Origin of the sequence: Roseovarius sp. MMSF_3350 (assembly GCF_030733425.1) — a bacterium.
GTDB lineage: Bacteria > Pseudomonadota > Alphaproteobacteria > Rhodobacterales > Rhodobacteraceae > Roseovarius.
The window spans coordinates 40,629-64,925 of record NZ_JASHIZ010000010.1; the positions used below are offsets into that span (position 1 = coordinate 40,629).

22 protein-coding genes are annotated in these 24,297 nt (G+C 64.4%); 11 read left to right on the forward strand and 11 right to left on the reverse strand.

Translation table 11 applies throughout. The features are described from left to right. Positions 1-17: 17 nt before the first annotated feature. The 5 genes from metA to guaA form a co-directional block, all read right to left on the reverse strand. Positions 18-953, reverse strand: coding sequence for a homoserine O-succinyltransferase (gene metA, locus RBB31_RS11105; RefSeq protein WP_306129361.1), 936 nt, complete (start codon positions 951-953; stop codon positions 18-20). Positions 954-991: 38 nt separating this feature from the next. Next, positions 992-1,852 carry an ATPase gene (locus tag RBB31_RS11110; protein WP_306129362.1) on the reverse strand — a complete coding sequence of 287 codons (861 nt, stop codon included), beginning with the start codon at positions 1,850-1,852 and terminating at the stop codon, positions 992-994. Between the two features lie 132 nt (positions 1,853-1,984). Further along, positions 1,985-3,079 (reverse strand): OmpP1/FadL family transporter, encoded by a 1,095-nt coding sequence (locus RBB31_RS11115; RefSeq protein ID WP_306129363.1) that lies wholly within the window; start codon positions 3,077-3,079, stop codon positions 1,985-1,987. Between the two features lie 142 nt (positions 3,080-3,221). Next, complete coding sequence (locus RBB31_RS11120; protein WP_371931320.1) at positions 3,222-4,109, reverse strand: DMT family transporter; 888 nt, start codon at positions 4,107-4,109, stop codon at positions 3,222-3,224. Then, complete coding sequence (gene guaA, locus RBB31_RS11125; protein WP_306129365.1) at positions 4,100-5,671, reverse strand: glutamine-hydrolyzing GMP synthase; 1,572 nt, start codon at positions 5,669-5,671, stop codon at positions 4,100-4,102. The genes RBB31_RS11120 and guaA overlap by 10 nt, the downstream gene beginning before the upstream one ends. Before the next feature lie 265 nt (positions 5,672-5,936). Here guaA and RBB31_RS11130 point away from each other — a divergent pair, with 265 nt between their 5' ends. After that, the gene (locus RBB31_RS11130; RefSeq protein WP_306129366.1) at positions 5,937-7,481 is read left to right on the forward strand and encodes a trimethylamine methyltransferase family protein; all 1,545 of its coding nucleotides are present in this window, start codon (positions 5,937-5,939) and stop codon (positions 7,479-7,481) included. 4 nt (positions 7,482-7,485) lie between these two features. Here the strand turns inward: RBB31_RS11130 and RBB31_RS11135 are convergent, their stop codons facing one another. Then, positions 7,486-7,821, reverse strand: coding sequence for a DUF6477 family protein (locus RBB31_RS11135; RefSeq protein WP_306129367.1), 336 nt, complete (start codon positions 7,819-7,821; stop codon positions 7,486-7,488). A gap of 256 nt (positions 7,822-8,077) precedes the next feature. Here RBB31_RS11135 and RBB31_RS11140 point away from each other — a divergent pair, with 256 nt between their 5' ends. Next, on the forward strand, positions 8,078-9,196 hold the full coding sequence (locus RBB31_RS11140) for a DUF6456 domain-containing protein (protein WP_306129368.1): 1,119 nt from the start codon (positions 8,078-8,080) through the stop codon (positions 9,194-9,196). Positions 9,197-9,214: 18 nt separating this feature from the next. Here the strand turns inward: RBB31_RS11140 and RBB31_RS11145 are convergent, their stop codons facing one another. Continuing rightward, the gene (locus tag RBB31_RS11145) at positions 9,215-9,940 is read right to left on the reverse strand and encodes a VIT1/CCC1 transporter family protein (protein WP_306129369.1); all 726 of its coding nucleotides are present in this window, start codon (positions 9,938-9,940) and stop codon (positions 9,215-9,217) included. A 252-nt stretch (positions 9,941-10,192) separates the two neighbouring features. Between RBB31_RS11145 and lipA the strand changes: the two genes are divergently transcribed. Then, on the forward strand, positions 10,193-11,140 hold the full coding sequence (gene lipA, locus RBB31_RS11150; RefSeq protein ID WP_306129370.1) for a lipoyl synthase: 948 nt from the start codon (positions 10,193-10,195) through the stop codon (positions 11,138-11,140). 194 nt (positions 11,141-11,334) lie between these two features. Here lipA and RBB31_RS11155 read toward each other — a convergent pair whose 3' ends face one another. After that, the gene (locus RBB31_RS11155; RefSeq protein WP_306129371.1) at positions 11,335-11,904 is read right to left on the reverse strand and encodes a DUF882 domain-containing protein; all 570 of its coding nucleotides are present in this window, start codon (positions 11,902-11,904) and stop codon (positions 11,335-11,337) included. Positions 11,905-12,240: 336 nt separating this feature from the next. Between RBB31_RS11155 and RBB31_RS11160 the strand changes: the two genes are divergently transcribed. The 4 genes from RBB31_RS11160 to RBB31_RS11175 are packed head-to-tail and all read left to right on the forward strand — an operon-like array spanning position 12,241 to position 16,489. Beyond that, positions 12,241-13,872 carry a murein L,D-transpeptidase gene (locus tag RBB31_RS11160; protein WP_306129372.1) on the forward strand — a complete coding sequence of 544 codons (1,632 nt, stop codon included), beginning with the start codon at positions 12,241-12,243 and terminating at the stop codon, positions 13,870-13,872. A 27-nt stretch (positions 13,873-13,899) separates the two neighbouring features. Continuing rightward, positions 13,900-14,991: a UDP-3-O-(3-hydroxymyristoyl)glucosamine N-acyltransferase gene (gene lpxD / locus RBB31_RS11165; protein ID WP_306129373.1), complete on the forward strand. Its 1,092-nt coding sequence runs from the start codon at positions 13,900-13,902 to the stop codon at positions 14,989-14,991. 29 nt (positions 14,992-15,020) lie between these two features. Further along, complete coding sequence (locus RBB31_RS11170; protein WP_306129374.1) at positions 15,021-15,281, forward strand: acyl carrier protein; 261 nt, start codon at positions 15,021-15,023, stop codon at positions 15,279-15,281. Beyond that, positions 15,278-16,489: a beta-ketoacyl synthase gene (locus RBB31_RS11175; protein WP_306129375.1), complete on the forward strand. Its 1,212-nt coding sequence runs from the start codon at positions 15,278-15,280 to the stop codon at positions 16,487-16,489. Before RBB31_RS11170 ends, RBB31_RS11175 begins: the two co-directional genes overlap by 4 nt. Positions 16,490-16,868: 379 nt before the next feature. On the opposite strand, the gene RBB31_RS11180 is transcribed toward RBB31_RS11175, so the two are convergent. Further along, positions 16,869-17,588, reverse strand: a complete 720-nt coding sequence (locus RBB31_RS11180) for an invasion associated locus B family protein (protein WP_306129376.1) — start codon at positions 17,586-17,588, stop codon at positions 16,869-16,871. 535 nt (positions 17,589-18,123) lie between these two features. On the opposite strand from RBB31_RS11180, the gene RBB31_RS11185 reads away from it, so the two are divergent. Further along, complete coding sequence (locus tag RBB31_RS11185; RefSeq protein WP_306129377.1) at positions 18,124-19,665, forward strand: helicase HerA-like domain-containing protein; 1,542 nt, start codon at positions 18,124-18,126, stop codon at positions 19,663-19,665. A 191-nt stretch (positions 19,666-19,856) separates the two neighbouring features. Here the strand turns inward: RBB31_RS11185 and RBB31_RS11190 are convergent, their stop codons facing one another. Next, positions 19,857-20,828, reverse strand: coding sequence for a phosphotransferase (locus RBB31_RS11190; protein ID WP_306129378.1), 972 nt, complete (start codon positions 20,826-20,828; stop codon positions 19,857-19,859). A gap of 85 nt (positions 20,829-20,913) precedes the next feature. On the opposite strand from RBB31_RS11190, the gene RBB31_RS11195 reads away from it, so the two are divergent. From RBB31_RS11195 to dxs, 3 genes are read left to right on the forward strand one after another with little or no spacing between them, the layout of a single operon-like run. Beyond that, on the forward strand, positions 20,914-21,174 hold the full coding sequence (locus RBB31_RS11195) for an exodeoxyribonuclease VII small subunit (protein WP_306129379.1): 261 nt from the start codon (positions 20,914-20,916) through the stop codon (positions 21,172-21,174). Further along, positions 21,174-22,037, forward strand: a complete 864-nt coding sequence (locus RBB31_RS11200) for a polyprenyl synthetase family protein (RefSeq protein ID WP_306129380.1) — start codon at positions 21,174-21,176, stop codon at positions 22,035-22,037. Before RBB31_RS11195 ends, RBB31_RS11200 begins: the two co-directional genes overlap by 1 nt. Positions 22,038-22,092: 55 nt before the next feature. After that, complete coding sequence (dxs, locus tag RBB31_RS11205; protein ID WP_306129381.1) at positions 22,093-24,018, forward strand: 1-deoxy-D-xylulose-5-phosphate synthase; 1,926 nt, start codon at positions 22,093-22,095, stop codon at positions 24,016-24,018. A 53-nt stretch (positions 24,019-24,071) separates the two neighbouring features. Here dxs and RBB31_RS11210 read toward each other — a convergent pair whose 3' ends face one another. Continuing rightward, positions 24,072-24,257: a hypothetical protein gene (locus RBB31_RS11210; RefSeq protein WP_306129382.1), complete on the reverse strand. Its 186-nt coding sequence runs from the start codon at positions 24,255-24,257 to the stop codon at positions 24,072-24,074. Between the last annotated feature and the right edge of the window lie 40 nt (positions 24,258-24,297).

Below are 24,297 nucleotides of genomic sequence, written 5' to 3' on the forward strand. Positions count from 1 at the left end.
CGAACGATCCTTGCCACCTACCGGCGGGAACCTAGCCCGATTTGCTGCATATCAAAGGCGGTGGTCTGATAGATCTCGTTGATCCAGTTGCCGTAAAGCAGGTGCGCATGGCTGCGCCAGCGGTTCTGCGGCGGGCAGCTCGGATCATCCCCGGGGTAATAGTTGCACGGCACGTTGATCGGCGTGCCCTGGGAGACGTCCCGGTCGTATTCCTGTTTCAGCGTGTCGCTGTCATATTCCAGGTGATTGAAGATATAAAGCGCGCGCGCCGTGTCGTCCCGCACAAGGCAGGGGCCGACCTCGTCGCTGTCCAGGAGAATCTCCAGCCCCGGCACCGCCTCGATCTCGGCGCGGCGCATCTCGGTCCAGCGGCTGACCGGGATCACGCAATCGTCGGAAAATCCGCGCAACAGGGGCGAGGCCGGCGCCATGTTGCTGTGCCGGAAACAACCGAACGCCTTGGCCTCCAGCAGGTGCTTTTTCACGCCGTGGAAATGGTTGATCATCGCCATCCCGCCCCAGCAGACGCCGAAAGTGGAATGCACGTGCGTCTGGGTCCACTCGAAGACGCGCATCAGCTCGTCCCAATAGGTGACATCGGTGAACTCCAGGTGCTCGATCGGCGCGCCGGTGATGATCAGCCCGTCGAACTTCTCGCCCGTCGCCTCGACCTCGGTGAAGGGGCGATAGAAGCTTTCCATGTGATCCGCCGCAGTGTTCTTGGTACGATGCTGGGACATGCGGATCAGGCTCAGGTCGATCTGCAGCGGCGTCGCGCCGATAAGGCGCGCGAACTGGTTCTCGGTCTGGATCTTCTTGGGCATCAGGTTCAGCAGCCCGATCCGCAGGGGCCGGATATCCTGCCGCGCCGCCTGATCCTCGTCCATCACCATCACGCCCTCGCGGGTGAGGACGTCAAAGGCGGGCAGGCTGGCAGGGATCTTTATGGGCATTGGGGAACCTGTATCGGGAATCCGCGATAGATAACTGTTTATCCGCTACGCTCAAGGGCCCGGGCGACCAGCGCCTCGAACCCGTCCGCGGTTGTGACCTGCGCCACCTCGTCATGGTCGAGCGTGATGCCCCATTTCTCCATCGCCGCATAGCGCGGCGCGCGGTGGGCCAGCGCGCGGGCATAGGTCCAGCGAATGAAGTGATCGGGTTCAACATCGCCTTCCTTAACGTTGTTTTCGCTAAGGTATTCCGCCCAGGCGCCGGCCAGGAACTCTGGCTGGTAGCACATCGGCTTGGGCGCACGGTCGAACCGGCGGATCAGTTCCTGCCGGTGCGCCTCGTCGCCCTTCAGCCCGATCAAAAGACAGTGAGAGGACAGTTCCGTCAGGATCGGATCGTCCGGATCGTCTCCATCCACCCATTCACAGATCGATCCGCCGGTGTCGCAGACGAAATGCGGATAGCCATACAGCCGCCCGGCACGCTCGATGAAATGGCCGGTATCCATCAGCGCGTTCACCTCCGCCCGGCGGAACTGTTCCTGCCGCACGCGGTATTCGTCGATCGGCAATCCGCCCTTGTCCGGATCGCCCGGTTTTCCCAGGTAGGTCGAGACCGGGGACAGGTTCTCGAACGTGATGTTCGACCCGATATAGATCGAGTCCGTCATCAGCAGGTTGCGCAGGAACGGCACCTTCATCGCGTGCGCCTTGGCGTTGTCGGCGATCAGCTCGCCCATATAGCGGGTGCCGATCCGGTAATCGATGGAATAGTGAAACCAGTCGCCCGCATCGCGCAGCATGTTCGACAGGTGGGTCTTGCCCAGGCCCGACATGCCGTAGAACAGCACCCGTTTGTGCGGCGCATCGCGCCAGTCCTGCGCGGTCTGATAAATCATGGTCCGGCCTCTCCTTATCGCCGCTTTGGTAGACAGCGCTGCGGCAGGCGTCAAACCTCAAAGCGATAGGCCAAAAGAAAAACCCCGCCGGAGTGGTCGGCGGGGTTTTCCGATCTTTCGTTGCGTGAAAGCTCAGAAGTGATAGCCGAACTTCAAGCCCAGGCTGATGGCGGAGTTGTTGTCGAAATTGCCGCGTGCCGTGTCCGGTGTGCCGGTCTCGGGTTGCGCGTCGCCCAGCCACGTGTAACGGATACCGCCCGAGACATCCATCTTGTCGTTGATCTTGTACTCGCCGCCCACGGTCAGCCCGATCTGGCCGCTGGTCGGGGCCAGGGGCGATACCAGGTCGTCGCTGCCGCCATCCTCATAGGAAACCGACACGCTGCCCGAGAACTTTTCGGTAAAACGCTTGCCGACGCCGATCTCGTAGGTGACGACGTTGTCCAGTTCGGCCAGGTTCGGCACCAGCGGGTTCGGCGGGTCCAGAGAGAACGCTTCCCACTCGGACCAGCGCACGGACCCGAAAAGCAGGGTGCTCTGGTTGATGCCCGATTGAACCGCCAGTTCCACGCTCTGCGGAAGCTCGGACTCGGTGATCCCGACCGGGGTGCCGATGTTGTCCGTCGTTCTCAGCGAGATGTCGACCGACGAGTGGTATGTCAGAGCAGCACGCAGGGCGATATCGGGGATTTCATAGGCCGCACCAGCGACATAGCCCGCACCCGTGGTGTCGGCAAATTCCACGTTATAGCCGTTCAGCGGACCATAGGCGAGGCCCGACAGGGTGATCCCGCCGCCAGCGGTCACGAAGCGGGGACCACCGTAGACAGAGAACCGATCGGTGATCTTGTAACGCACGAGCGTGGTCAGGGCGTGCGTCTCGGCGTCGGCCCGCGTGCCGCCCAGCAGCGTCGTCGCCGGGCTGCCGCCATAGCGCACGTCCGCGCCATAAGGTTGGTCGTAGATCATCGCCAGCGACAGCTTGTCGTTGAAGTCGAGCTTCACCGCGAACCCGGCCTGCCCGTAGTCACCGCCGACATTGCTGATCGGGTTGCCCAGCAAGTCCGAGCCGGTCACGTCGGGCATGGTAAAGCCATAGGACAGTTCGGCATAGTTGCCTTGCTCGAACAGCGGGTCGATGGGGGTATAGCTGCGGTCCAGTCCGCCCGCGTGGGCGGCGCCTGTCGCAAGGCCGAGAGTGGTGGCGGCCAGTGCCAGTTTTTTCATGAGTTCCTCTCCTCCAGAACATTGAGTTCACACTACTGTTACGTGTGAAAACCGGTCAATTTTTACCCGACGTCATGAGTCGAGGAGCAGGGGACGTGCGTGCAAGAATGTCACAGCTTCGGTCTCAACCGAACCGAAGCGTTCACCTCTTGCGGGTCTCGGCCCAGAGGTTCAGGTAATTGGCCCCGAAAATCAGGACCGCGCCGACGAAGACGAACACGCTCACCGCCTCGTCATAGACCAGCAGGCCCACGATCGCGATTACCGGCAGCCGCATGAAGTCGATCGGGCTGACCAGGGTGGCGGGGGCCAGCGCCAGCGCCGAGGTGATGCAGAAATGCGCCGTCAGCCCGCAGATGCCGATCGCCACCAGCCACGGCAGGCTTTGGGCGGAGGGCAGGGCGATATCACCGTCATAGCCCGCGCAGATCAGCCCGAACACCACTTGCATCAACGTCATGTAGAACAGGATGCAGGCCAACGTCTCCGTCCGCGTCAACCGCTTGGCAAAGATATACGTGCCCGCGAACCCGATGGCGCAGGCGGCCGCCGCCAGCGTGCCGATATTCAGTGTCTCGGGGCTGGGCCGGGCGACGATCAGGATGCCGATGAACCCCAGCACCGCCGCGATCACGCGGATGCGCGTCATCCGCTCGCCCAGCATCAGGGGCGACAGGATCAGCACCCACAACGGCGTGGTGAATTCCAGCGCGAAGACCTGCGCCAGCGGGATCATGGTGATCGCGAAGAACCACAGGTTCTGACCGGTGAAATGAAAGACGTTGCGCAGCAGATGCGTTCCGGTCTTTTGCGTCGGCAATTCGTGCAGCCGCCCGGTCAGCAGCACGACAGCAAGTACCACCACCAACCCCACGATGCTGCGAAACATCATGATTTCAAAGGTATCAAGCTCGAAGCTCACCTCTCGCCCTGCCACCGCCATCAGGGTGAAGGATGCCACGGCACCCATCATGAACAGCCCCGCCCGCAGGACCTGCGGCGCAGGCTCCGCCGTCTCGGTCATTCCCATTCGATGGTGCCCGGTGGCTTCGAGGTAATGTCATATGTGACCCGGTTGATACCCTCGACCTCGTTGATGATCCGCGTCGCGGTCTCGCCCAGGAAATCGTGGCTGAACGGGTAGTAATCGGCGGTCATGCCGTCCACGCTCGTGACCGCGCGCAGGGCGCAGGCATAGTCATAGGTCCGCCCGTCGCCCATAACGCCCACGGTGCGCACCGGCAGGATCGCGACGAAGGCCTGCCAGATCTCGTCGTAAAGCCCGTGCTTGCGGATCTGGTCGATATAGACGGCATCCGCCTTGCGCAGGATCTCCAGCTTGTCGCGGGTGATCTCGCCGGGGCAGCGGATGGCAAGGCCGGGGCCGGGGAAGGGGTGTCGGCCGATGAAACTGTCAGGCAGGCCCAGTTCGCGGCCCAGTGCCCTCACCTCGTCCTTGAAAAGCTCCCGCAGCGGTTCGACCAGCTTGAGCCCCATCTTCTCGGGCAGGCCGCCGACATTGTGGTGACTCTTGATCGTCACGCTGGGGCCGCCGGAAAAGCTGACCGATTCAATGACATCCGGGTAGAGCGTGCCTTGTGCGAGGAATGCCGCGCCCTCGATCTCGTCGGCGTATTTCTGGAACACGTCGATAAAGAGCTTGCCAATGATCTTGCGCTTGGTCTCGGGGTCCGACACGCCGTCCAGTTCGCCCAGGAACAGGTCCTGCTCCTGAGCGTGGATCACGCGCAAGTTCATGTGATCGCGGAACATGCCCACGACCTCTTCGCCTTCATTCAGGCGCAGCAGGCCATGATCGACGAAGACGCAAGTGAGGTTCTCGCCGATCGCCTCGTGGATCAGCGCCGCGGCCACCGAACTGTCCACGCCGCCCGACAGCGCGCAGATGACCTTCGAGTCGCCCACCTGCTCGCGGATCGCCTCGACCATCTCCTCGCGGTAGGCGGCCATGGTCCAGTCGCCCTTGAACCCCGCACGCTTGACGAAATTCTCGTAGAGCGTGCGGCCATTGGGCGTGTGATGCACTTCCGGATGGAACTGAACCGCGTAGAAATCCCGCTCAAGATCGGCGGTGATGGCAAAGGGCGCGTGCGGCGAGGTGCCATAGACCGCGAAACCGGGCGCAAGTTCGGCCACGTGATCGCCATGGCTCATCCACACCTGCTCGCGCTCGCCCAAAAACCAGCCCGCCAGCAGGTCGATGCGCTCGTCCGTGGGCGACACCCAGGCGCGGCCGAACTCTGCCGTGCCGCCGCCGCCCGAGATCTTGCCGCCTTCGACGCGCCCGCCCAGGTCCTGCATCATGACCTGCTGGCCATAGCAGATGCCCAGGATCGGCACGCCAAGGTCATAGACCGATTCCGGTGGGCGCGGCGCGCCGTCGCGCGTTACCGTGTCGGGACCGCCGGAAAAGATCACTGCCTTGGGGGCGAACTCCTTGAGGAAATCGTCGGTGACGTTCTGGAACGGGTGAATTTCGCAATAGACGCTTAGCTCGCGCAGGCGGCGCGCGATCAGCTGCGTCACCTGGCTGCCGAAGTCGATGATGAGGAGGCGGTCATGTTCGATCATGCAGAGGCCATATGAAAAGCCCGTGTGCGATGCAACAGGTTTGAGCGTGCGTGACCCAGCCTCGCATGAACATGACGCACCATCACATCGCGTAGGGTGGGCGAGAGCCCACGCGCACCTGTCCGCCGCCAGCTCTCATCCCCGCCGAATGTCGTTATAGACCGTGAAACGGCGCAAATCTCCCGCGACTCGGTCGCGTTAGTGGATATTTAAGGGGACAGTCGCACCCTGTCATGGGTGCAAGTCCACGTTGGGGAACCAGAATATGGCCGAAGCAGCAGCTCGCAGACGGGCCCGGGGCGGAGGCGGCGCAGCCCGCCGCGCAGAGCGTACCGCCGTCAGCATCGAAACCGCCAAGTATATCGAGCGCAAGATCCCGAACTACGAGATCCTCAACGACGAGGCGCTCGAAATGATCGAGCACAACGCCGAAACCGTTCTGGAAGAGATCGGCGTTAATTTCGTCGAGAACCCGCGCGCCCTGCAGATGTGGAAGGACGCGGGCGCCGACGTGCAGGGCGAGCGGGTGCACATTCCCCGCGGCCTCGCGCGTGAGTTGATCAAGACCGCGCCGTCCGAGTACACCCAGCACGCCCGCAACCCCGAGCGCAATGTCGTGGTGGGCGGCAACAACCTCGTCTTCGCTCCGGTCTACGGCCCGCCCTTCGTGCGCGACAGCGCCGGCGGCCGGCGATACGCGACGATGGCCGATTTCGAGAAGTTCGTGAAGCTGGGCTACATGTCCAAGTGGCTGCACCATTCGGGCGGCACCGTGTGCGAACCCACCGACATCCCCGTCAACAAGCGGCACCTCGACATGCTGCGCGCCCACATGGTGCTGTCGGACAAGCCCTTCATGGGCTCGGTGACCGAGCCTTCCCGCGCGCAGGACAGCGTAGACATGTGCGGCATCCTCTTCGGCAAGGATTTCGTGCAGCAGAACACCGTGATGACCTCGCTCATCAACATCAACTCGCCGCTGACCTTCGACGAGGTGATGATGGGCGCGATGGAGGTCTACGCGAAGAACAACCAGGCCTGCATCGTCTCGCCCTTCATCGTCGGTGGCGCCATGGCGCCGGTGACCGTGGCCGGCACCCTGACGCAGGTTCTGGCCGAGGCGCTGGCCGGCGTGGCCTTCAACCAGCTCTGCAATCCCGGCGCACCCGTCATCATGGGCGCGTTCGTCACCTCGATCGACATGAACTCCGGCGCGCCCACCTTCGGCACGCCAGAGGCCGCGCACATCACCTATGGCGCGGGGCAACTCGCCCGGCGCCTCGGGCTTCCCTACCGTTCGGCGGGGTCGTTCAACGGCTCCAAGCTGCCCGATGCGCAGGCCGCCTACGAGACCGCCAACAGCCTCAACATGGGCCTTCTTTCCGGCGTCAATTTCATGCTGCACTCCTGCGGCTGGCTCGAAGGCGGGCTGGTCTCCTCGTTTGAGAAGTTCGTGATGGATGCCGACCAGCTGGGCGTCTACCACCACCTCGCCAAGGGCATCTACACCGACGAGAACGGCCAGGCGATGGATGCCATCCGCGAGGTCGGCCCCGGCGGGCACTACCTTGGCTGCGCCCATACACAGGCGAACTTCAAATCCGCTTTCTGGCGCTCGGAAATGCTCGACTACAAACCGTTCGAGCAATGGGCCGACGAGGGCGCGCAGGACACCATGGCGCTGGCCGCAACCCGGGTCGAAAAGCAGCTGGCGAACTACCAGCAGCCTCATCTCGACCCCGGCGTGCTCGAGGCGCTCGACGCCTATGTCGCCGAGAAAAAGGCCTCGATGCCCGACGCCTTTTCCTGAACTGTCATCCCACCGGCGCGGGCTCTGCCGCCTGCGCCGGTGCAGTGGCCGGGTCGGCCGTCTCGGCGCGCAGCAGCCGCGCCTCTCCCATCAAGGCGATCAGCACGTCTAGATGCCGCGCGACGGCATAGTCCGCCTGCCGTGCCCGCCGCGCCGCGTCCAGCTCCGCCTCGAGCCCGATCAACTGCGCCAGCGCCGCGCGGTGTCCCGGCACCGATCCGTGTTCCAGGTGCCGCGCCAAGTGCATGTCCCGGCGATACTGCGCGGCCCCGATCCGCGCCGCGTTGATCAAAAGGCGGGGCCGCTTCAGCGTTTCGAGATGGGCAAGCAGGTCGGTCATGGCGTCGCACTCCTTTTTCGTTTGTCAGGCATACTTGGTGCCATGACGCACGTGGGCGTTGCGCGAATCCGGTTGGTTGCGCTCGGCGCTGTTGCCAATTGTTTACACCCTGGAAACCACTGTTGCCGAACTGGCTTTAAATTAACGAACTGGTAACAAAGTCGCCTATAGGTTGCATTCTGCTTGTGGATAACTCTGTGGGCGTTTTGGGGACAACTGATCCTGTCGCAAGAGATCGGGCCAAGGAGGGAAACGGATGAGCGATACACGCATGGCGGGCCCTCCCGCCTCGCAAGATCTGTCATGGGTGCCGACGGCGGCCATCACCTATCTCGCCCATATCGAGGGCGGCACGTTGATCCGGGCGCTGGCCCGAAAGCTCGGCTGTCATGCTTCCACCGTCTCCCGACAGGTCCGTGCGTTGGAGGCGCTGCGCGACGATCATCTCGTCGACGAGGCGCTGCGCCGCCTCGGCGCTCAGGTCATGTCCCACGCCGATGCCGGTTCGTGCAGCAAGGAGACCCGCATGACCGCGCCCCTGACACCTTCCGAAAGCAAGACCACCCTGACCGAAACCCGCCTCAACCGCGAAGCGCTGCGCGTGCTGCGCCGACTGTGCGAAAGAGGCGCCGTGCTGGCCGTGGCCACGGAAATGGACAAGGCCGTCGTGGTGCGCGAATCCGAGGCCGGGCAGAACCGCACGGCGGTGGTCGACCGCGACATCGCCGAGGCGCTGGCGCTGAAATCCTGGATCAGCTGCGACAGCCCCGGCCGGATCTCGCGCTATGCCATCACCGGGGCAGGGCGCAGCGCGCTCGGGCAACTCATTGCGCAGGCGGAGAACAACGCGCAGGGGTTCGAGGAAAGCCAGGCCGCATTCCTCGGACGACCCGACGCCGGCACGGCCGACGAAGACGACGCCCAAGAGCGGCGCCGCATCCGCTACGGCATCGCCGAGTCGCCGCTGATCCTACTGTCACGCCGCCGCAACCGCGACGGCAGCCGCTTTCTGCCGGCCGAACTCGTCCGCGCCGGCGAACGCCTGCGCGAGGATTACGAGATGGCGCTGTTGAACGAAATGCCCCGCGACGCCTGGCCGGACATCCTGACCGGCGCCGCGCCGCTTGCAACCGCGGCGCCGCGGAACGGCTCTGCCCAGGCTGCACAGACCCGCGTGATCGGTGCACTGCGCGATCTCGGGCCCGGGCTGGCGGATGTGGCGCTGCGCTGCTGCTGTTTTCTCGAAGGGCTCGAGACGACCGAGAAGAAGCTCGGCTGGTCGGCCCGCTCGGGCAAGATCGTGCTGCGCATCGCGCTGCAAAGGCTCAAGCGGCATTACGAAGAGCTGGGCGACAGCGCGGGCCTGATGGGGTAGGGACGGGGCAGGCGCGGCTCAGCCGCCCACCAGCCAGCCGACGCCGAAGGCCGCGACCGCGCAGATCGCGCCCACCATTAGCGTCTCGCCCACGCAGCGGCCCATCCGTTCGCCCGTCGCGTTCCAGCGCAGCATGCCAAGCGCCACCAGCGCCGCCGCTGTTGTCCCGATCGACAGCAGAAAGGTCGTCTGCGTGGCCTCCAGAACGAAATAGGGAAACAGCGGAATCGCCCCGAACACGATGAACGAGCCGAAAGTGAAGAGCCCGCTCAGCACGGGGCTGTCCTCGTCGGGGTCCTGCATCCCGAATTCGTAGGTCATCATCAGGTCGGCCATGATCTCGGGATGTTTCGACATGATCGTGGCCGCCGTGTCGGCCTCTCCGGCGGGCAGGCCGCGCTGGCGCAAAATCTCGAAAAGCTCCATCCGCTCATGCTCGGGATCGGCCGCGATCTCGCGCAGCTCGCTGGTGCGCCGCGCGCGGTAGAGGTCGTGCTGCGACCGCAGCGACAGGAATTCGCCCAGCCCCATGCTGATCGCGTCGGCAAAAAGGTTGGCAAGGCCGAAGACCAGAACCGCCACGCCGCCGATCTGCGCCACGCCCTCGGCCTGGGCGCCGGCGAAACCTGCCACGATGGCAAAGGTGGTCACGATCCCGTCATTGCCGCCATAGACGATCTGCTTCAAGTATTCCTGCGTCTGGCTCAGTCGGTGCGCCTCGCGCCGGTGCCGCTGCCAATCCATCCTGTCCCCGCCTCATGCCTCGCGCGCCAGCATAAAGCGGCGCGGCGCACGCGCAACCGGCCATACCGCCCGGTGCAAGGCGCCCGCGCGGACGGGGCACGGGCGCATACCGTCCTTGCTGGGACGGCGGGAGGTGGGACACTCGTTACGCGCGAATTCGTCACTTGCATGACGGGTTTGCATCACTGGAACTTCCCACCGCGGTGACTTATAAATAGAGTGTGTTACCAAAGGATTTGCGGGGAAAAATTCGTGCGCGATCTCAAGATCCCGGACCAGCGCCATCCTGAAAAGGCGCACCGGCCCGACAACGCCCAACCGAAAAAGCCCGACTGGATTCGCGTCAAGGCGCCGGTCGGCAAGGGCTATCTGGAAACCCACCGGATCATGCGCGAGCACAAGCTGGTCACGGTCTGCGAGGAAGCGGGCTGTCCCAATGCCGGCGAATGCTGGAACCAGGGGCATGCCACCATGATGATCATGGGCGAGGTTTGCACCCGCGCCTGTTCGTTCTGCAACATCGCCACCGGCAAGCCGCCCGAGGATCTCGACCCGTTCGAGCCGGGGCGCGTGGCCGACGCGGTGCAGAAGCTGGGGCTCAATCACGTGGTCATCACCTCGGTGGATCGCGACGATGTCACCGACGGCGGGGCCGAGCATTTCGCCCAGACCATCCGCGCCATCCGCCACCGCTCGCCCGGCACCACGATCGAGATCCTGACGCCGGATTTCCTCCATTGCGACCCGGCTGTGCTCGAGGTCGTGGTCGCGGCGCAACCGGATGTCTTCAACCACAATCTCGAAACCGTGCCGGGTCTTTATCCCGAGGTCCGCGCCGGCGCCCGCTACTTCCACAGCCTGCGCCTGCTGCAACGCGTCAAGGAGCTCGATCCGGGCATCTTCACCAAGTCCGGCATCATGGTGGGCCTGGGCGAAGAGCGTCAGGCCGTGCACCAGGTGATGGACGACATGCGCGCCGCCGATGTCGATTTTCTGACCATCGGCCAATACCTTCAGCCCACGCCCAAGCACCATGCGGTCGCCCGCTTCGTGCATCCCGACGAGTTCGCGGCCTACGAAAAGGCGGCTTATGGCAAGGGCTTCCTGATGGTCTCGGCCACGCCGCTCACGCGGTCGTCCTATCACGCAGGCGACGACTTCGCCCGCCTGCGCGACGCGCGGATGGCCAGGCTGGGGTAGGGGCGCCGCGGCCCGTCGAGAACGGCAAGAGATCCCGGATTAAGTCCGGGATGACGTCCGCGTGAGAGTCGTGCCGGACAAAACCAGCGCCAGCCCATCCCGGACCTGATCCGGGATCTCCCGTCCGAAAACAAAAACACCGACCTCGCGGGGCCGGTGCTGAACAGACATATTTGCGTTTCGTCGCGCGGGTCTTACCGCCCCCAGCTGCGGACCGGGCCGCAATCCATGTGCACGAAGTTGGAGCCCGAGTAACGGCCCACTCCGCCGCCGCGACAGGCCGAAGCCGCACGGAACATCTGGTTGACCGAGCGCGAGTGCATCCGCAGGTCCGCCGCCTGGCCTTGCAGGTGGCGCGAATTCTTGGCCACACCGCTGGAGCGCGAGCGCAGCATCGCGTTTGTCTTGGGGCTGCGGTAGCCGGAGAGCAGAAGGTAGGGCTCGTTCACATCCATCAGGTTGTGGGCCGCTGCCATGATGTCCATCGTGCGCATGTCGATGTGGTGGACGTCGTTGGTGCGCCAGTCGCGCATGAAGAGGTTGATCTCTTGGACCGCGTCCTTGATGTATTCCCCTTCGATCCAGTAGATCGTGTCGATCTTTTCACCGGTGCGGGGCGAGGCCATGGTCAGGCGGCGAATGTCGCCTGCGCCCCGAAGGAACCCTGCTGCGTTGGAAAACGTTGGTGCTGCGACCACTGTCGTAGCTGCAAATGCACCCAGTAACGCACGCCGCGTTACGCTCGTCGAGCTTTGATCGGTCATGTTGTTAGCGCCTGTCCCGTCGCTTGCCTGTTGCCGCGTTAAGTAGCGGCTCTGTTCATCTCATCCCCAGATGTAGGAGTGTTATTGCATATCGGGATTCGGTTACCAAGGGGTGAATGCCCGAGGGTTCCATGGCGCATGGGTTTTCGGCAAGAATTTGCGCAAATTTCGGTCAGGCGTGGTTTGCAAGCGCGCGCCGTTCCGCGTCCTGGCTGCAACATGTGCCGAATTTTGCGTTTAAAACCAATTGTGATTGGACAGTTCCTCCTGCCATAGGAACTAATGATCGCGTGCGCTTGTTGTGCACGCAGGGCAATCGACGATTTGGAGAACGGCATGAGCAGCGCGTTGCGCATCTTCGGGCACACCAGCATTTTCACCACCATCCTCAGCGCCGTCATGGCGGTTGTCTTCTGGGTGTCCGCGCCACAGCCCGCCTCGGCGCAAGTCACCGCCTTCAAGCAGGCCGTCGCCGAGGCCGCCTCCGATGACCGCGATCTTGCCGCCTTTTATCGCAGCACCGGCTTTCGCGGAATCTGGACCGACGAGACCGTCCACCGTCCACGCCGCCAGGCGCTGTTTCTGGCGCTCGAGACTGTATCCGCCCACGGCCTGCCGCAGTCGCGCTATGACATCGACGCGCTCGAAAACATGCTGCGCGCCGCCCGCACCCCGCGCGATATCGGCTTTGCCGAGGTGGCGCTCAGCAAGGCGTTCCTGAACCTGGCCGACGACATGCGCACCGGCGTGCTGGATCCGCGCCGCGTGGTCCCCGCCATCAAGCGCGAGCTGCGCGACTACGACCGCACCCGCACCCTGACCGCCTTTGCCGCCAGCCGCGAGCCGCGCCAGTTCATCCGCCAGTTGGCCCCCTCGACCAACGAGTATAAACGCCTGATGAAGGAAAAGATGCGGCTCGAAGCCCTGGTCGCCGAGGGGGGCTGGGGCCCGACCGTGCCGGGCGGCAAGCTCGAGCCGGGCGCCACAGGCGCCGCCGTGACCGCCCTGCGCAACCGGCTCATGGCCCAGGGCTACCTGGGGCGCACCGCGACGCAAAGCTATGACGTCACCATCCAGAAGGCCGTGATGGACTTTCAGCGCGATCACGGGCTGGAGCCCGACGGCGTCGCTGGCGAAAGCACGCTCAACCAGATCAACACCACCGCCGAGGAGCGCCTGAAATCGGTCATCGTGGCAATGGAGCGCGAACGCTGGCTGAACCTGCCGCAGGGCCGGGGCAAGCGCCATATCCTGGTGAACCTGACGGATTTCTCCGCCCGCATCATGGATGACGACATCGAGACCTTCCGCACCCGCGCGGTGATCGGCGCCAAGGCCTCGGACCGGCAAAGCCCCGAATTCTCGGACGAGATGGAGCACATGATCATCAACCCGACATGGCACGTCCCGCGTTCGATCGCCGTCAAGGAATACCTGCCGCAGATGAAGCGTAACCGCAACGCGGCAGGTCACCTTCGCCTGGTCGACAGCCGCGGCCGCGTGGTCAGCCGCTCCAGCATCAATTTCGGCGCATACAATGCCCGCAACTTTCCCTTCGCCATCAAGCAGCCGCCGTCCAGCAGCAACGCGCTTGGACTGGTGAAGTTCATGTTCCCGAACAAGTACAACATCTACCTGCACGATACCCCGCAGAAGCACCTGTTCGACCATGAAACCCGCGCCTACAGCCACGGCTGCATCCGCCTGCACCAGCCCTTCGAATTCGCCTATACGCTGCTGGCCGTGCAGGAGGCAGACCCCAGGGGCAAGTTCCACGGCATCCTGAATACGGGCCGTGAAACCAAGGTCGATCTGGAAACCCACGTGCCGGTGCACATCATCTACCGTACCGCCGTGACCTCTCCCAAGGGACACACCAATTACCGTGCGGATGTCTATGGGCGTGATGCGCAGATTTGGTCCGCACTGGAACAGGCAGGGGTTTCGCTGCCCGGCGTTCGGGGATAAACCGGCCCCAAACGCAAGGGGTCGGACATGTCCTACACGATCGAGCAAATCGCGCATGCACTCGGGGCCACCGCCCTGGGCGATGTCACCGTGACCGTCACCGGGGTCTCCGAGCCTGCCGATGCCACGGCAGACGACCTCGCCCTGGCCATGAAGCCTGAATATGCCCGGAATTTATCGCAGGGCGCGGCCCGTGCCGCGCTCGTCTGGGACGGGGCCGACTGGCAGGCGCTCGGACTTTCCGCCGCTATCGTCGCGCCACGGCCGCGCTACGTGATGTCGGGACTCAGCACCATGTTCGACCCCGGCCAGGGCTGGGACGAGGGCATCCACCCTTCGGCCGTCATCCACGAGACCGCGCAACTTGGCGAGAATGTTTCGGTCGGTCCTCTGGCGGTGATCTGCGCCGGCGCGCGCATCGGCGCGCACAGCGTCATCGGACCGCAAAGCTTTGTCGGCACCGACGCGGTGCTGGGCGAGAAAGCCTTTCTGCGGGAAGGCGCGCGCATCTGCGCCCGCGTCGTCATCGGCGAACGCTTCATTGCCCAGCCCAACGCGGTGGTGGGGGCGGACGGGTTTTCCTACGTCACGCCGGATGTCTCGGGCGTGGAGCGGGCGCGCCAGTCCCTGGGCGACCAAGGCGATATCGCATCGCAATCCTATGTCCGCATCCACAGCCTTGGCGCCGTGCGCATCGGCGACGATGTCGAGGTCGGCGCCCATTCCGCCGTCGACCGGGGCACCATCCGCGACACCGTGGTGGGCGACCGCACCAAGATCGATAACCTCGTGCAGGTCGGCCACAACTGCGTCATCGGCAACGATTGCCTGCTCTGCGGGCTGGTTGGGCTGGCCGGGTCGGTCAAGGTCGGAAACAACGTCGTTCTGGCCGGGCAGGTGGGCGTGGCCGACAACATTTTCATCGGTGACAACGTCATCGCCGGCGGCGGCACCAAGCTTCTGGCCAATGTTCCCGCCGGGCGCGTCATGCTGGGCTATCCGGCGATGAAAATGGAATCCACGATGGAGGTCTTCAAAGGCCTGCGACGGCTCAAGCGGCTCTTTGCCGACGTGGCTGACCTCAAGAAAGCTGTTTCAAAACCGGATCAGGTTGACTAAAGCGGTTTGCGGAAAGAACGGGGTGCAGCATGGAAATCAAGGACAAGGTCATCGAGATCATTGCCGAACAGGCGGTGCTGGAGCCGTCTGACGTCACGATGGACAGCACGCTGGACGAGCTCGGCATCGACAGTCTCGGCCTCGTGGAAAGCATCTTCGCCATCGAGGAAGCGTTCGACATCTCCGTGCCCTTCAACGCCAACGCGCCGCAGGAAAGCGATTTCGACATTTCGTCGGTCGCCTCCATCGTGGCGGGAATCGAGAAGCTGGTGGCGGAACAGAAGGCGTGAAGCGGGTCGTCATAACAGGCGCGGGCACGATCAACGCGCTCGGGGCAAACGTTGCGGAAACGCTGGAGGCCATGCGCGAGGGACGCTCGGGCATTTCCGAGCTTGATATCCGCGACGTCGACCGCCTTGCGATCAAGATCGGGGGCCAGGTCAAGGAGTACGAGCCCGAGGCGCGCTTCAACCGTCAGGAGCTTGCGCTTTACGATCGCTTCACCCAGTTCACCCTGCTCGCCGCGCGCGAGGCCATCGCGCAGTCGGGCCTGAAATTCGACGGCGAGCTGGCCGCGCGTTCGGGCGTGGTGCTGGGCAACTCGGGCGGCGGCATGACCACGCTCGACGAAAATTACCGCTCGGTCTACGAAGAGGGCAAGAACCGCGTTCACCCCTTCGTCGTGCCCAAGCTGATGAACAACGCCGCGGCCAGCCACGTGTCGATGGAATTCAACCTCAAGGGCCCGTCCTTTACCGTTTCCACCGCCTGCGCGTCCTCGAACCACGCCATGGCGCAGGCCTTCCAGATGGTCCATGGCGGCCTGACGCCGGTGATGATTGCGGGCGGCTCGGAATCCATGCTCTGCTTCGGGGGTGTGAAAGCGTGGGAGGGCCTGCGCGTCATGTCCAAGGACGGCTGCCGCCCGTTCTCGGCCAACCGCAACGGCATGGTGCAGGGCGAGGGCGCCGGCATCTTCGTCTTCGAGGAACTGGAACATGCCAAGGCCCGCGGCGCAGAGATCCACGCCGAGGTCGCGGGCTTCGCCATGTCCTCGGACGCCGCCGATATCGTCATGCCGTCGAAGAATGGCGCCTCCCGCGCCATCGCCGGCGCCTTGCAGGACGCCCGCATCAACGCCACCGAGGTAGGCTATATCAACGCCCACGGCACCGGCACCGCCGCCAATGACAAGACCGAAAGCGCTGCCGTCGCCGATGTCTTCGGCGCCCATGCCGACCGGCTGATGATCTCTTCGACCAAGTCGATGCACGGCCACCTCATCGGCGGCACCGGCGCGGTCGAACTTCTGGCCTGCATCATGGCCCTGCGCGACGGCATCGTTGCGCCCACCATCAACTATGAAGAACCCGACCCCGAATGTGCGCTCGACGTGGTCCCCAACGAGGCGCGCGAGGCAAAGGTCGACGTGGCGCTGTCGAACGCCTTCGCCTTCGGTGGTTTGAACGCGGTGCTGGCACTCAAGCGGTTCGCCTGACGGCCGCAATTGGTGTTCAGGGTCAGTTTTTGCGGACGGAACGGCCATTATTTTCAGACGGTGAGGAGACGCGCATCGACGGGCCGTGGTGCGGCGAACCGGCGATGGTGATGGGCAGTTTATGCCTGCAAAGCACATCCAACCCGAGAGCGTGGCACTCCACCTGCCAGATCGCCGTGCCGGGGGACGGCCCGGCGATGCGCGGCGGGCTTCGCCCTCGTTCCGCGCAGGCGCTTCGTGACTGTGGTAATTAAGGGTCTTAGCGGACACGGTGCCCCGCGCTTGCCCTTGGTCAAGGTCAGGCCGTCACAAGCAGAAAAAAAAGCGCCGCCCCAGGTCAGGAGCGGCGCATCTCAATCTCGTTTGTGACTGATGCGGCTTACTCGTCCAGCACCGACACCTCGTTGTAGGCTGCGGTAAAGCCAGACAACGACGCCTCGATCTCGACCACCTGGTCCGGCGCCTGCGCCGGCACCAGCGTCAGGCGCGCGGCAGCGCCGGCCTGGAACGCGTTGATGTCGGCCTGGGTAAATCCGATGCGGGCGAAACAGCCGCCCATCGAGCAAAACGAGTAGTTGTAGTTCTTGGCCTTGCCGCCATCGACCGAGATCTTCAGGCCCTGCGGCAACAGCGTGCCCAGCGGCACCGCGATCGTGGCACCCGCCACGGCCTGGCCGTCACTGGGCAGCTTGAACAGGCTGAACTCGGCCACCGGGTTGCCGCCTTCCTCGCGCAGAAGCTGGTACATCTGGCAGGGGTCCTCACCGGCCTCGCTGCGGAAGCACTGAAGCTGCCAGTCGCCGAAGGTCTCCTTGATATAGGAGGGATCTTCCTGCGCTTCGCGGCCCAGATCCAGCCCGCTCGCCGCGTCGCTCTCGCCCGCGGTGTCGGCGGCGGGTTCCTCCGCGCCGTCGGTTTCGGCCTGCGCTTCTGTCTCGGTCCCGGTTTCCGTCTCGGTGGTTTCCGTTTCCGTTGCTTCCGTCTCGGCCGCTTCGGCGCCGTCCGTCGCGCCTTCGATTTCTTCCGTTTCCTGCGCGCTCAGCGCCGAGCCGACGCCCAGCAGAACGAGAAAGGGAAGGGTGTGCAAAAGTCTGGTCATGTGGACCCCGTTGTCTTGTCTGAAATCAAGCTGCGTGCGCTCTAACATGGGTGATTGCAAGTGTCAGGATAAAACCGTAACGCCCCTTTCGGTGCAAGGCGGATTTTCGCCGCCGTCCTGCCTTGGCGCGACATGGCTATCTCGTTGAAAAGACACAAGAACGCATCTCGCCAAAAAGGAAAAGAGACCCGAAAGGCCTCTTTCCCAATTCTCCCTGCCGGACTGGCCGACTTATCTATTGACCCGACGCTAGGGCAGTTCCGACGAGCCGTCAACAGGCAATCATCAAAAAAACTTATCGAGCCATTACAAGAGGATACCCGCAAGGGTTGTACCTCCGTCCAGAGCGCCCGAAATACCCGTTCCGGGCAGGCTCGTGAAAAAAGGCCGCACCCGAAGGCGCGGCCAGTCTGACAGGGAGGAAGTCGCCCCGGACCAAGAGGACATGAGTCCCGGGGCTAGATAAACACTGGCAGACAATCCTTAATTTTGTATGTTCGCATCGTGAAAAAAACGTGGACGAGGGGGCAGGGGCTTGGAAAACACGGTATTCCTGGGTGGTGGCGGTGTCGATTACGCCGAAAAGCAGGGCCTTGCCCTCAAATACGCCAACCGTCACGGTCTTATTGCCGGGGCAACCGGCACCGGCAAGACCGTCACCTTGCAAATCCTGGCAGAGGGCTTTTCCGCGGCCGGTGTCCCGGTCTTCCTGTCGGACGTGAAGGGCGACCTCTCGGGCCTCGCCGCCGCCGGCACCGCCGATTTCAAGCTGCACGAGGCTTTCATGAGCCGCGCCGAGACCATCGGCTTTTCCGACTACAGCTATGACAGCTTCCCGGTCACCTTCTGGGATCTTTTCGGCGAACAGGGCCATCCCGTCCGCGCCACCGTGGCCGAGATGGGGCCGCTTTTGCTTTCGCGCCTGATGCAACTGACCGACGCGCAGGAAGGGGTGATGAACATCGCCTTCCGTGTGGCCGACGAACAGGGCCTGCCTCTGCTGGATCTCAAGGACCTTCAGGCGCTGCTCGTGTGGGTCGGCGAGAACTCCAGCGAGCTTTCCCTGCGGTACGGCAACGTCTCGCGCCAATCCGTCGGTGCGATCCAGCGCTCCCTTTTGGTGCTGGAAAACCAGGGCGGCGCCCAGTTCTTTGCCGAACCCGCGCTGGAGCTGTCGGACCTGATGACCACCGCCCCGGACGGGCGGGGCCAGGTCAACATCCTCGCCGCCGACAAGCTGATGGGCGCCCCGCGCCTCTACGCCACCTTCTTGCTGTGGCTTCTCAGCGAGCTTTTCGAGACGCTTCCCGAGGTGGGCGACCCCGACAAGCCCAAGCTGGTCTTCTTCTTCGACGAGGCGCATCTTCTGTTCGAGGACGCCCCCAAGGCGCTGATCGACAAGGTCGAACAGGTCGCCCGCCTGATCCGCTCCAAGGGCGTCGGCGTCTATTTCATCACCCAGAACCCCGATGACGTGCCCGAGGATATCCTGGGCCAGCTCGGCAACCGGGTGCAGCACGCCCTGCGCGCCTTTACCGCCCGCGACCGCAAGGCGCTGGAACGCGCGGCCGAGACCTATCGCCCCAATGACCGCTTCGACACCGCCGATGCCATCCGCGACGTGGGCACCGGCGAGGCGGTGACCTCGATGCTGCAAGACAAGGGCGTGCCCGGCATAGTCGAGCGCACGCTCATCCGCCCGCCATCCTCGCGCCTGGGTCCGATCGACGCCGCCGCGCGGGCCGGTGTCATCGCCGCCTCGCCCGTGGCGGGAAAGTACGAAACCGTCCTGGACCGCGAGTCCGCCTACGAGATCCTGGCAAAACGCGCCGAGGCGGCCGCGCAAGGCGCCGAAGAGGCCGAGACCGCCGCCGAAGAGCAATCCGCCGCCGAACGCGAGTTCAACGCCGGACGCCGCTACTCTGGCTCCCGCGTCGACCGCTCGTCCTCGCGCAGCCGCACGCAAAGCGGCGGCATCGGCGACGCGGTGATGAACGCCGTGGTCAAGGAACTGGGTGGCACCACCGGCCGCCGGATCGTGCGCGGCATTCTCGGCGGCTTTTTCAAAGGACGCTGAGCGGATGCCCGCGACGGCCCGTAGGGTGGGTGAAAACCCACGCGCCCGCCGAACCGGCACGGCATCGAGACCGCGCGGTCGCGCAACCCCTGAAATCGCGAAGCTGGCACCGTCGCGATGCCGAGCAAATACCGACGCGATACCGACATGCCAATTCTCCGGCAACGGATGACGTTAACCTTCGATTCGCCCTAGCGCCCGATCCGCTCCAGGTCGGTCAGCAGCGCCTCGGACATCTGCCGCGCCCGCCGCACCCGGCTTTGCGGCAGGTTCCGGGTCTCGGCCCGCAACAGCGCCTCGACCGCGATGAAGAAGGGCAGGGTCACTTCCCGCTCATGCGCCGACAGCTGGAAGGCGTCGCAGAAGGCGATGAACCCCTGCCGGTCTACGCCAAGATAGACCTCACCCGAGGGGATCATCGCGCGGCGTCCCATATGCATCAGAAACCGCGCCATGTCCTTGTAAACAGGCGCCGGGCGTGACCCGCCACAATCAATCCCGGTCACCATATTGCCGTTCACGATCAAGTTGTTGGGGTGAAAATCCCCATGCGACACGGCAAACCGCCACTGGCCGTCTTCCAACAGCGGTACCAGGCGCAGGATCTCTTTAAGGATCGGCTTTTCAACCCGCTTCAGCCGGTTGAACGCCTGGGTTTTCGCCGCCCGCTCGGCCCGCTTGGCCCACCCCGCCGGCTGGGCGGCGGCATCGGTTTCGGTACATTCCGTATAGGCCCGCAACCACCGCGCCGCGGGTTCCAGATACCGCGCCCGCTCGGCCTCCGGCGCGCCGTATATCCATTGCAGCAAGGGCGTTCCCTCGACCTCCGACACCGCCATGATCCCGGCCTCGGGCGCGTATCCCAGCGGCGCGCAGACCCGCAGTTCGCCTTCACGCATCTTCGGCCAGATCCGGCACAGCTCGTTCCAGTCCCGCGCACAATCCTCGACCCGGTCGAGGTAGAGCCGGAATACAGCCGGTTGCTCCCCGATCCGGCCGCGCAGCACGACCCGCTTGCCCGCGACCTCGCGGATGAGCTCCGTTGCCTGAGCCGTTGAAAACGCGGCATCTTCCGCCGCTGCTTCTTCCAGTCTCCGAGCCACGAGGCCGGACAAGTCAGGGTCGGCCGAGGGTGCGGCATCGGACGTGGAAAAGGATGTCATGGCCGGTATTTTTTCCCATGCCCCGCAGGGCGTCAACCGAATTGAAGCCCTGGCCTCGCACCGCTATGGTGCCTGCGGAAAACCCATGCAAGAGGCCGCTGAAATGGACGATGACGCGATCAACACCATGTCTTTCGAACAGGCAATGAAGGCGCTCGAGGACGTCGTCACCCGGCTGGAACGCGGCGACGTACCGCTCGACGAATCCATCGCCCTGTACGAGCAGGGGGCCAAGTTGAAAAAACGCTGTGAAACCAAGCTGAAAGAGGCCGAAGAAAAAGTGGCCGCGATCACGCTGGACGGCGACGGCACGCCCACGGGAACCACGCCGGTCGAGGGGCTTTGATGCTTCAGTCCGCGCTCGCGGCGGACGCGGCGGCAATCCGGACCTGCCTCGAGGCGCAGATCACCGGCGATCTGCCATTGCACGCTGCCATGCGCCACGCGCTCTTTGGCGGCAAGGCCCTGCGCGGCTTTCTGGTGATGGAAACGGCCCGTTTGCACGATGTTAACCCTTCGCGGGCAGTCTTTCCCGCATCCGCGATCGAGGCGATGCACGCCTACAGCCTGGTGCATGACGATCTGCCCTGCATGGACGACGACGATCTGCGCCGCGGCCAGCCCACCGTACACGTCAAATGGGACGAAGGCACCGCCGTTCTGGTGGGCGACGCGCTGCACTCGCTGGCGTTCGAGATGGCCGCACATCTTGATGGCGCCGCCACGCCCGAGGCCCGCGCCGACCTGGCGCTCAGCCTGGCGCGCGCGGCGGGCAAGGACGGCATGGTTCTGGGCCAGGCCCTTGATATCGCGGCGGAAACGGCTGCGGATCCGCTGACCCTCGAGCAGATCATCGCGTTGCAGGACGGCAAGACCGGCGCGCTGTTCGGCTGGGCCGCCAGTGCCGGGGCCGTCATGGCCCGCGCCGACACTGGCCCGCTTGTGGACTATGCGCAGGCGCTCGGCCTCGCGTTCCAGATCCAGGACGACGTCATCGACCAGACCGGCGACGCCGCCGCCGTGGGCAAGGCCGTGGGCAAGGACGCGGCGGCCGGGAAGGCGACGTTCGTGTCGCTTCTGGGACTGGAAGAGGCGAAACGCCGCGCGGCCGCTCTTGTTGACACTGCCTGTGACAGCTTATCTGCTTATGGGAGGCGGGCCGAACGCTTGCGCGACCTGGCGCGCTTCGTTATCTCGCGGCAAAGCTAGCCGCCCGGCCCGAACCGGCCCTGAGTGGCTGCCAAACTTCAAGGAGCGGCGACGCGTGACACGCCCCCAGACCCCCTTGCTGGATACGGTTTCCAGCCCCGCCGACCTAAAGCGTCTCTCCGATGCCGAGTTGCGCCAGCTGGCAGACGAGCTGCGCAGCGAGACCATCTCGGCGGTTTCCGAAACCGGCGGACACCTCGGCGCCGGCCTCGGCGTGGTCGAACTGACAGTGGCGCTACATCACACCTTCGACGCCCCGCGCGACAAGATCATCTGGGACGTCAGTCACCAGTGCTATCCCCACAAGATCCTGACAGGTCGCCGCGACCGTATGCGCACGATCCGGCAGGAGGGGGGGCTGAGCGGTTTCACCAAGCGCTCTGAAAGCCCGTACGACCCGTTCGGCGCCGCCCACAGTTCCACCTCGATTTCCGCCGCCCTGGGCTTTGCCGTGGCGCGCGACCTCGGCGGGGCCAGCGAGACCGGCCATGGCGATGCCATCGCGGTCATCGGCGACGGCGCGATGTCGGCAGGCATGGCCTTCGAGGCGATGAACCACGCAGGCCACCTTGGCAAGCGCCTGATCGTCATCCTGAACGACAACGAGATGTCCATCGCGCCGCCCGTGGGTGCGCTCTCGTCCTACCTGTCGCGTCTTTACGCGGGCGAGCCGTTTCAGGAATTCAAGGCCGCCGCGAAGGGCGCGGTATCTCTTCTGCCAGAGCCTTTCCAAATGGGCGCGAAGCGGGCCAAGGAAATGCTCAAGGGCATGGCCGTGGGCGGAACGCTGTTCGAGCAGTTGGGCTTCAGCTATCTAGGCCCTATCGACGGGCACGACATGGACCAGCTTTTGCCCGTGCTGCGCACCGTCAAGGCCCGTGCGAACGGGCCGATCCTGATCCACATGATCACGAAGAAGGGCAAGGGCTACGCCCCGGCGGAAAGCCGTCGCGACGGCGGGCACGCGACCGCCAAGTTCGACATCGCCACCGGCGAGCAGAAGAAATCACCCTCGAACGCCCCCAGCTACACCAAGGTCTTTGCCGAGGCGCTGCTGAAACACGCGGCCGAAGACGACCGGATCTGCGGCGTGACCGCCGCGATGCCGGACGGCACCGGGCTGGACCTGCTGGAAAAACGCTATCCTTCGCGCTGCTTTGACGTCGGTATCGCCGAACAGCATGCCGTGACCTTCTCGGCCGGGCTTGCTGCGGGTGGGATGCGACCCTTCTGCGCGATCTATTCCACCTTTCTGCAACGCGGGTTCGATCAGGTCGTGCACGATGTCGCAATCCAGCGCCTGCCGGTGCGTTTCGCCATCGATCGCGCGGGGTTGGTGGGGGCCGACGGCGCCACCCATGCGGGCAGCTTCGACGTGGCGTACCTGTCGAACTTACCTGGCTTCACCGTCATGGCCGCCGCCGACGAGGCCGAGCTGGTGCACATGGTTGCAACCGCCGCGGCGCATGACACCGGGCCCATTGCGTTCCGCTATCCGCGGGGCGAAGGCGAGGGCGTCACCATGCCCGAGCGCGGCGAGGTGCTGGAGATCGGCAAGGGCCGGATGATCCGCGAAGGCTCACGTGTGGCCATCCTGTCCTTCGGCACGCGCCTGGGCGAGGTGATGAAGGCCTGCGAGGGGCTGGGCGCGCGCGGTATCACGCCGACCGTCGCGGATGCGCGCTTCTCCAAGCCTTTGGACACGGATCTGATCGACCGGCTGGCCGCCAAGCACGAGGCTCTAATCACCATCGAGGAAGGGGCCATCGGCGGATTCGGCAGTCACGTGGCCCAGCACCTGGCCGAGCAGGGCGTCTTCGACACAGGCTTCCGGTTCCGTTCGATGGTCCTGCCGGATAGCTTCATCGACCAGGCCAGCCCGGCCGACATGTACGCCGTGGCCGGGCTCAATGCAGCCCAGATCGAGGCTAAGGTCCTGGATGTGCTGGGCGTCGGGCAGATCGCGGGAAAACGGGCCTGAGCGACCCGCTTGCGTCTGGAATGTCGGGCGGGCCCTGCCGGTGCGGGCCTGGCTCAGTTTTCTTCGTTATACTTGACCGAGATGCCCTGCTCGAGCGCCGAGGCAAGGTTGTCAACGCCGCCTTTGGCGGTTTCAATTGCACCGAGGCAGAGCCATGTCACGGCCGCGGTCGTCACGACCCAGTCCACGGTGACGGCGCCGTCTTCCTCGGCGATGAACGTGTTTAGTGCGGAAAACATGGCAGTGTGTTTCCTTCTTTTCTTGCGGAGCCGGCGGGCG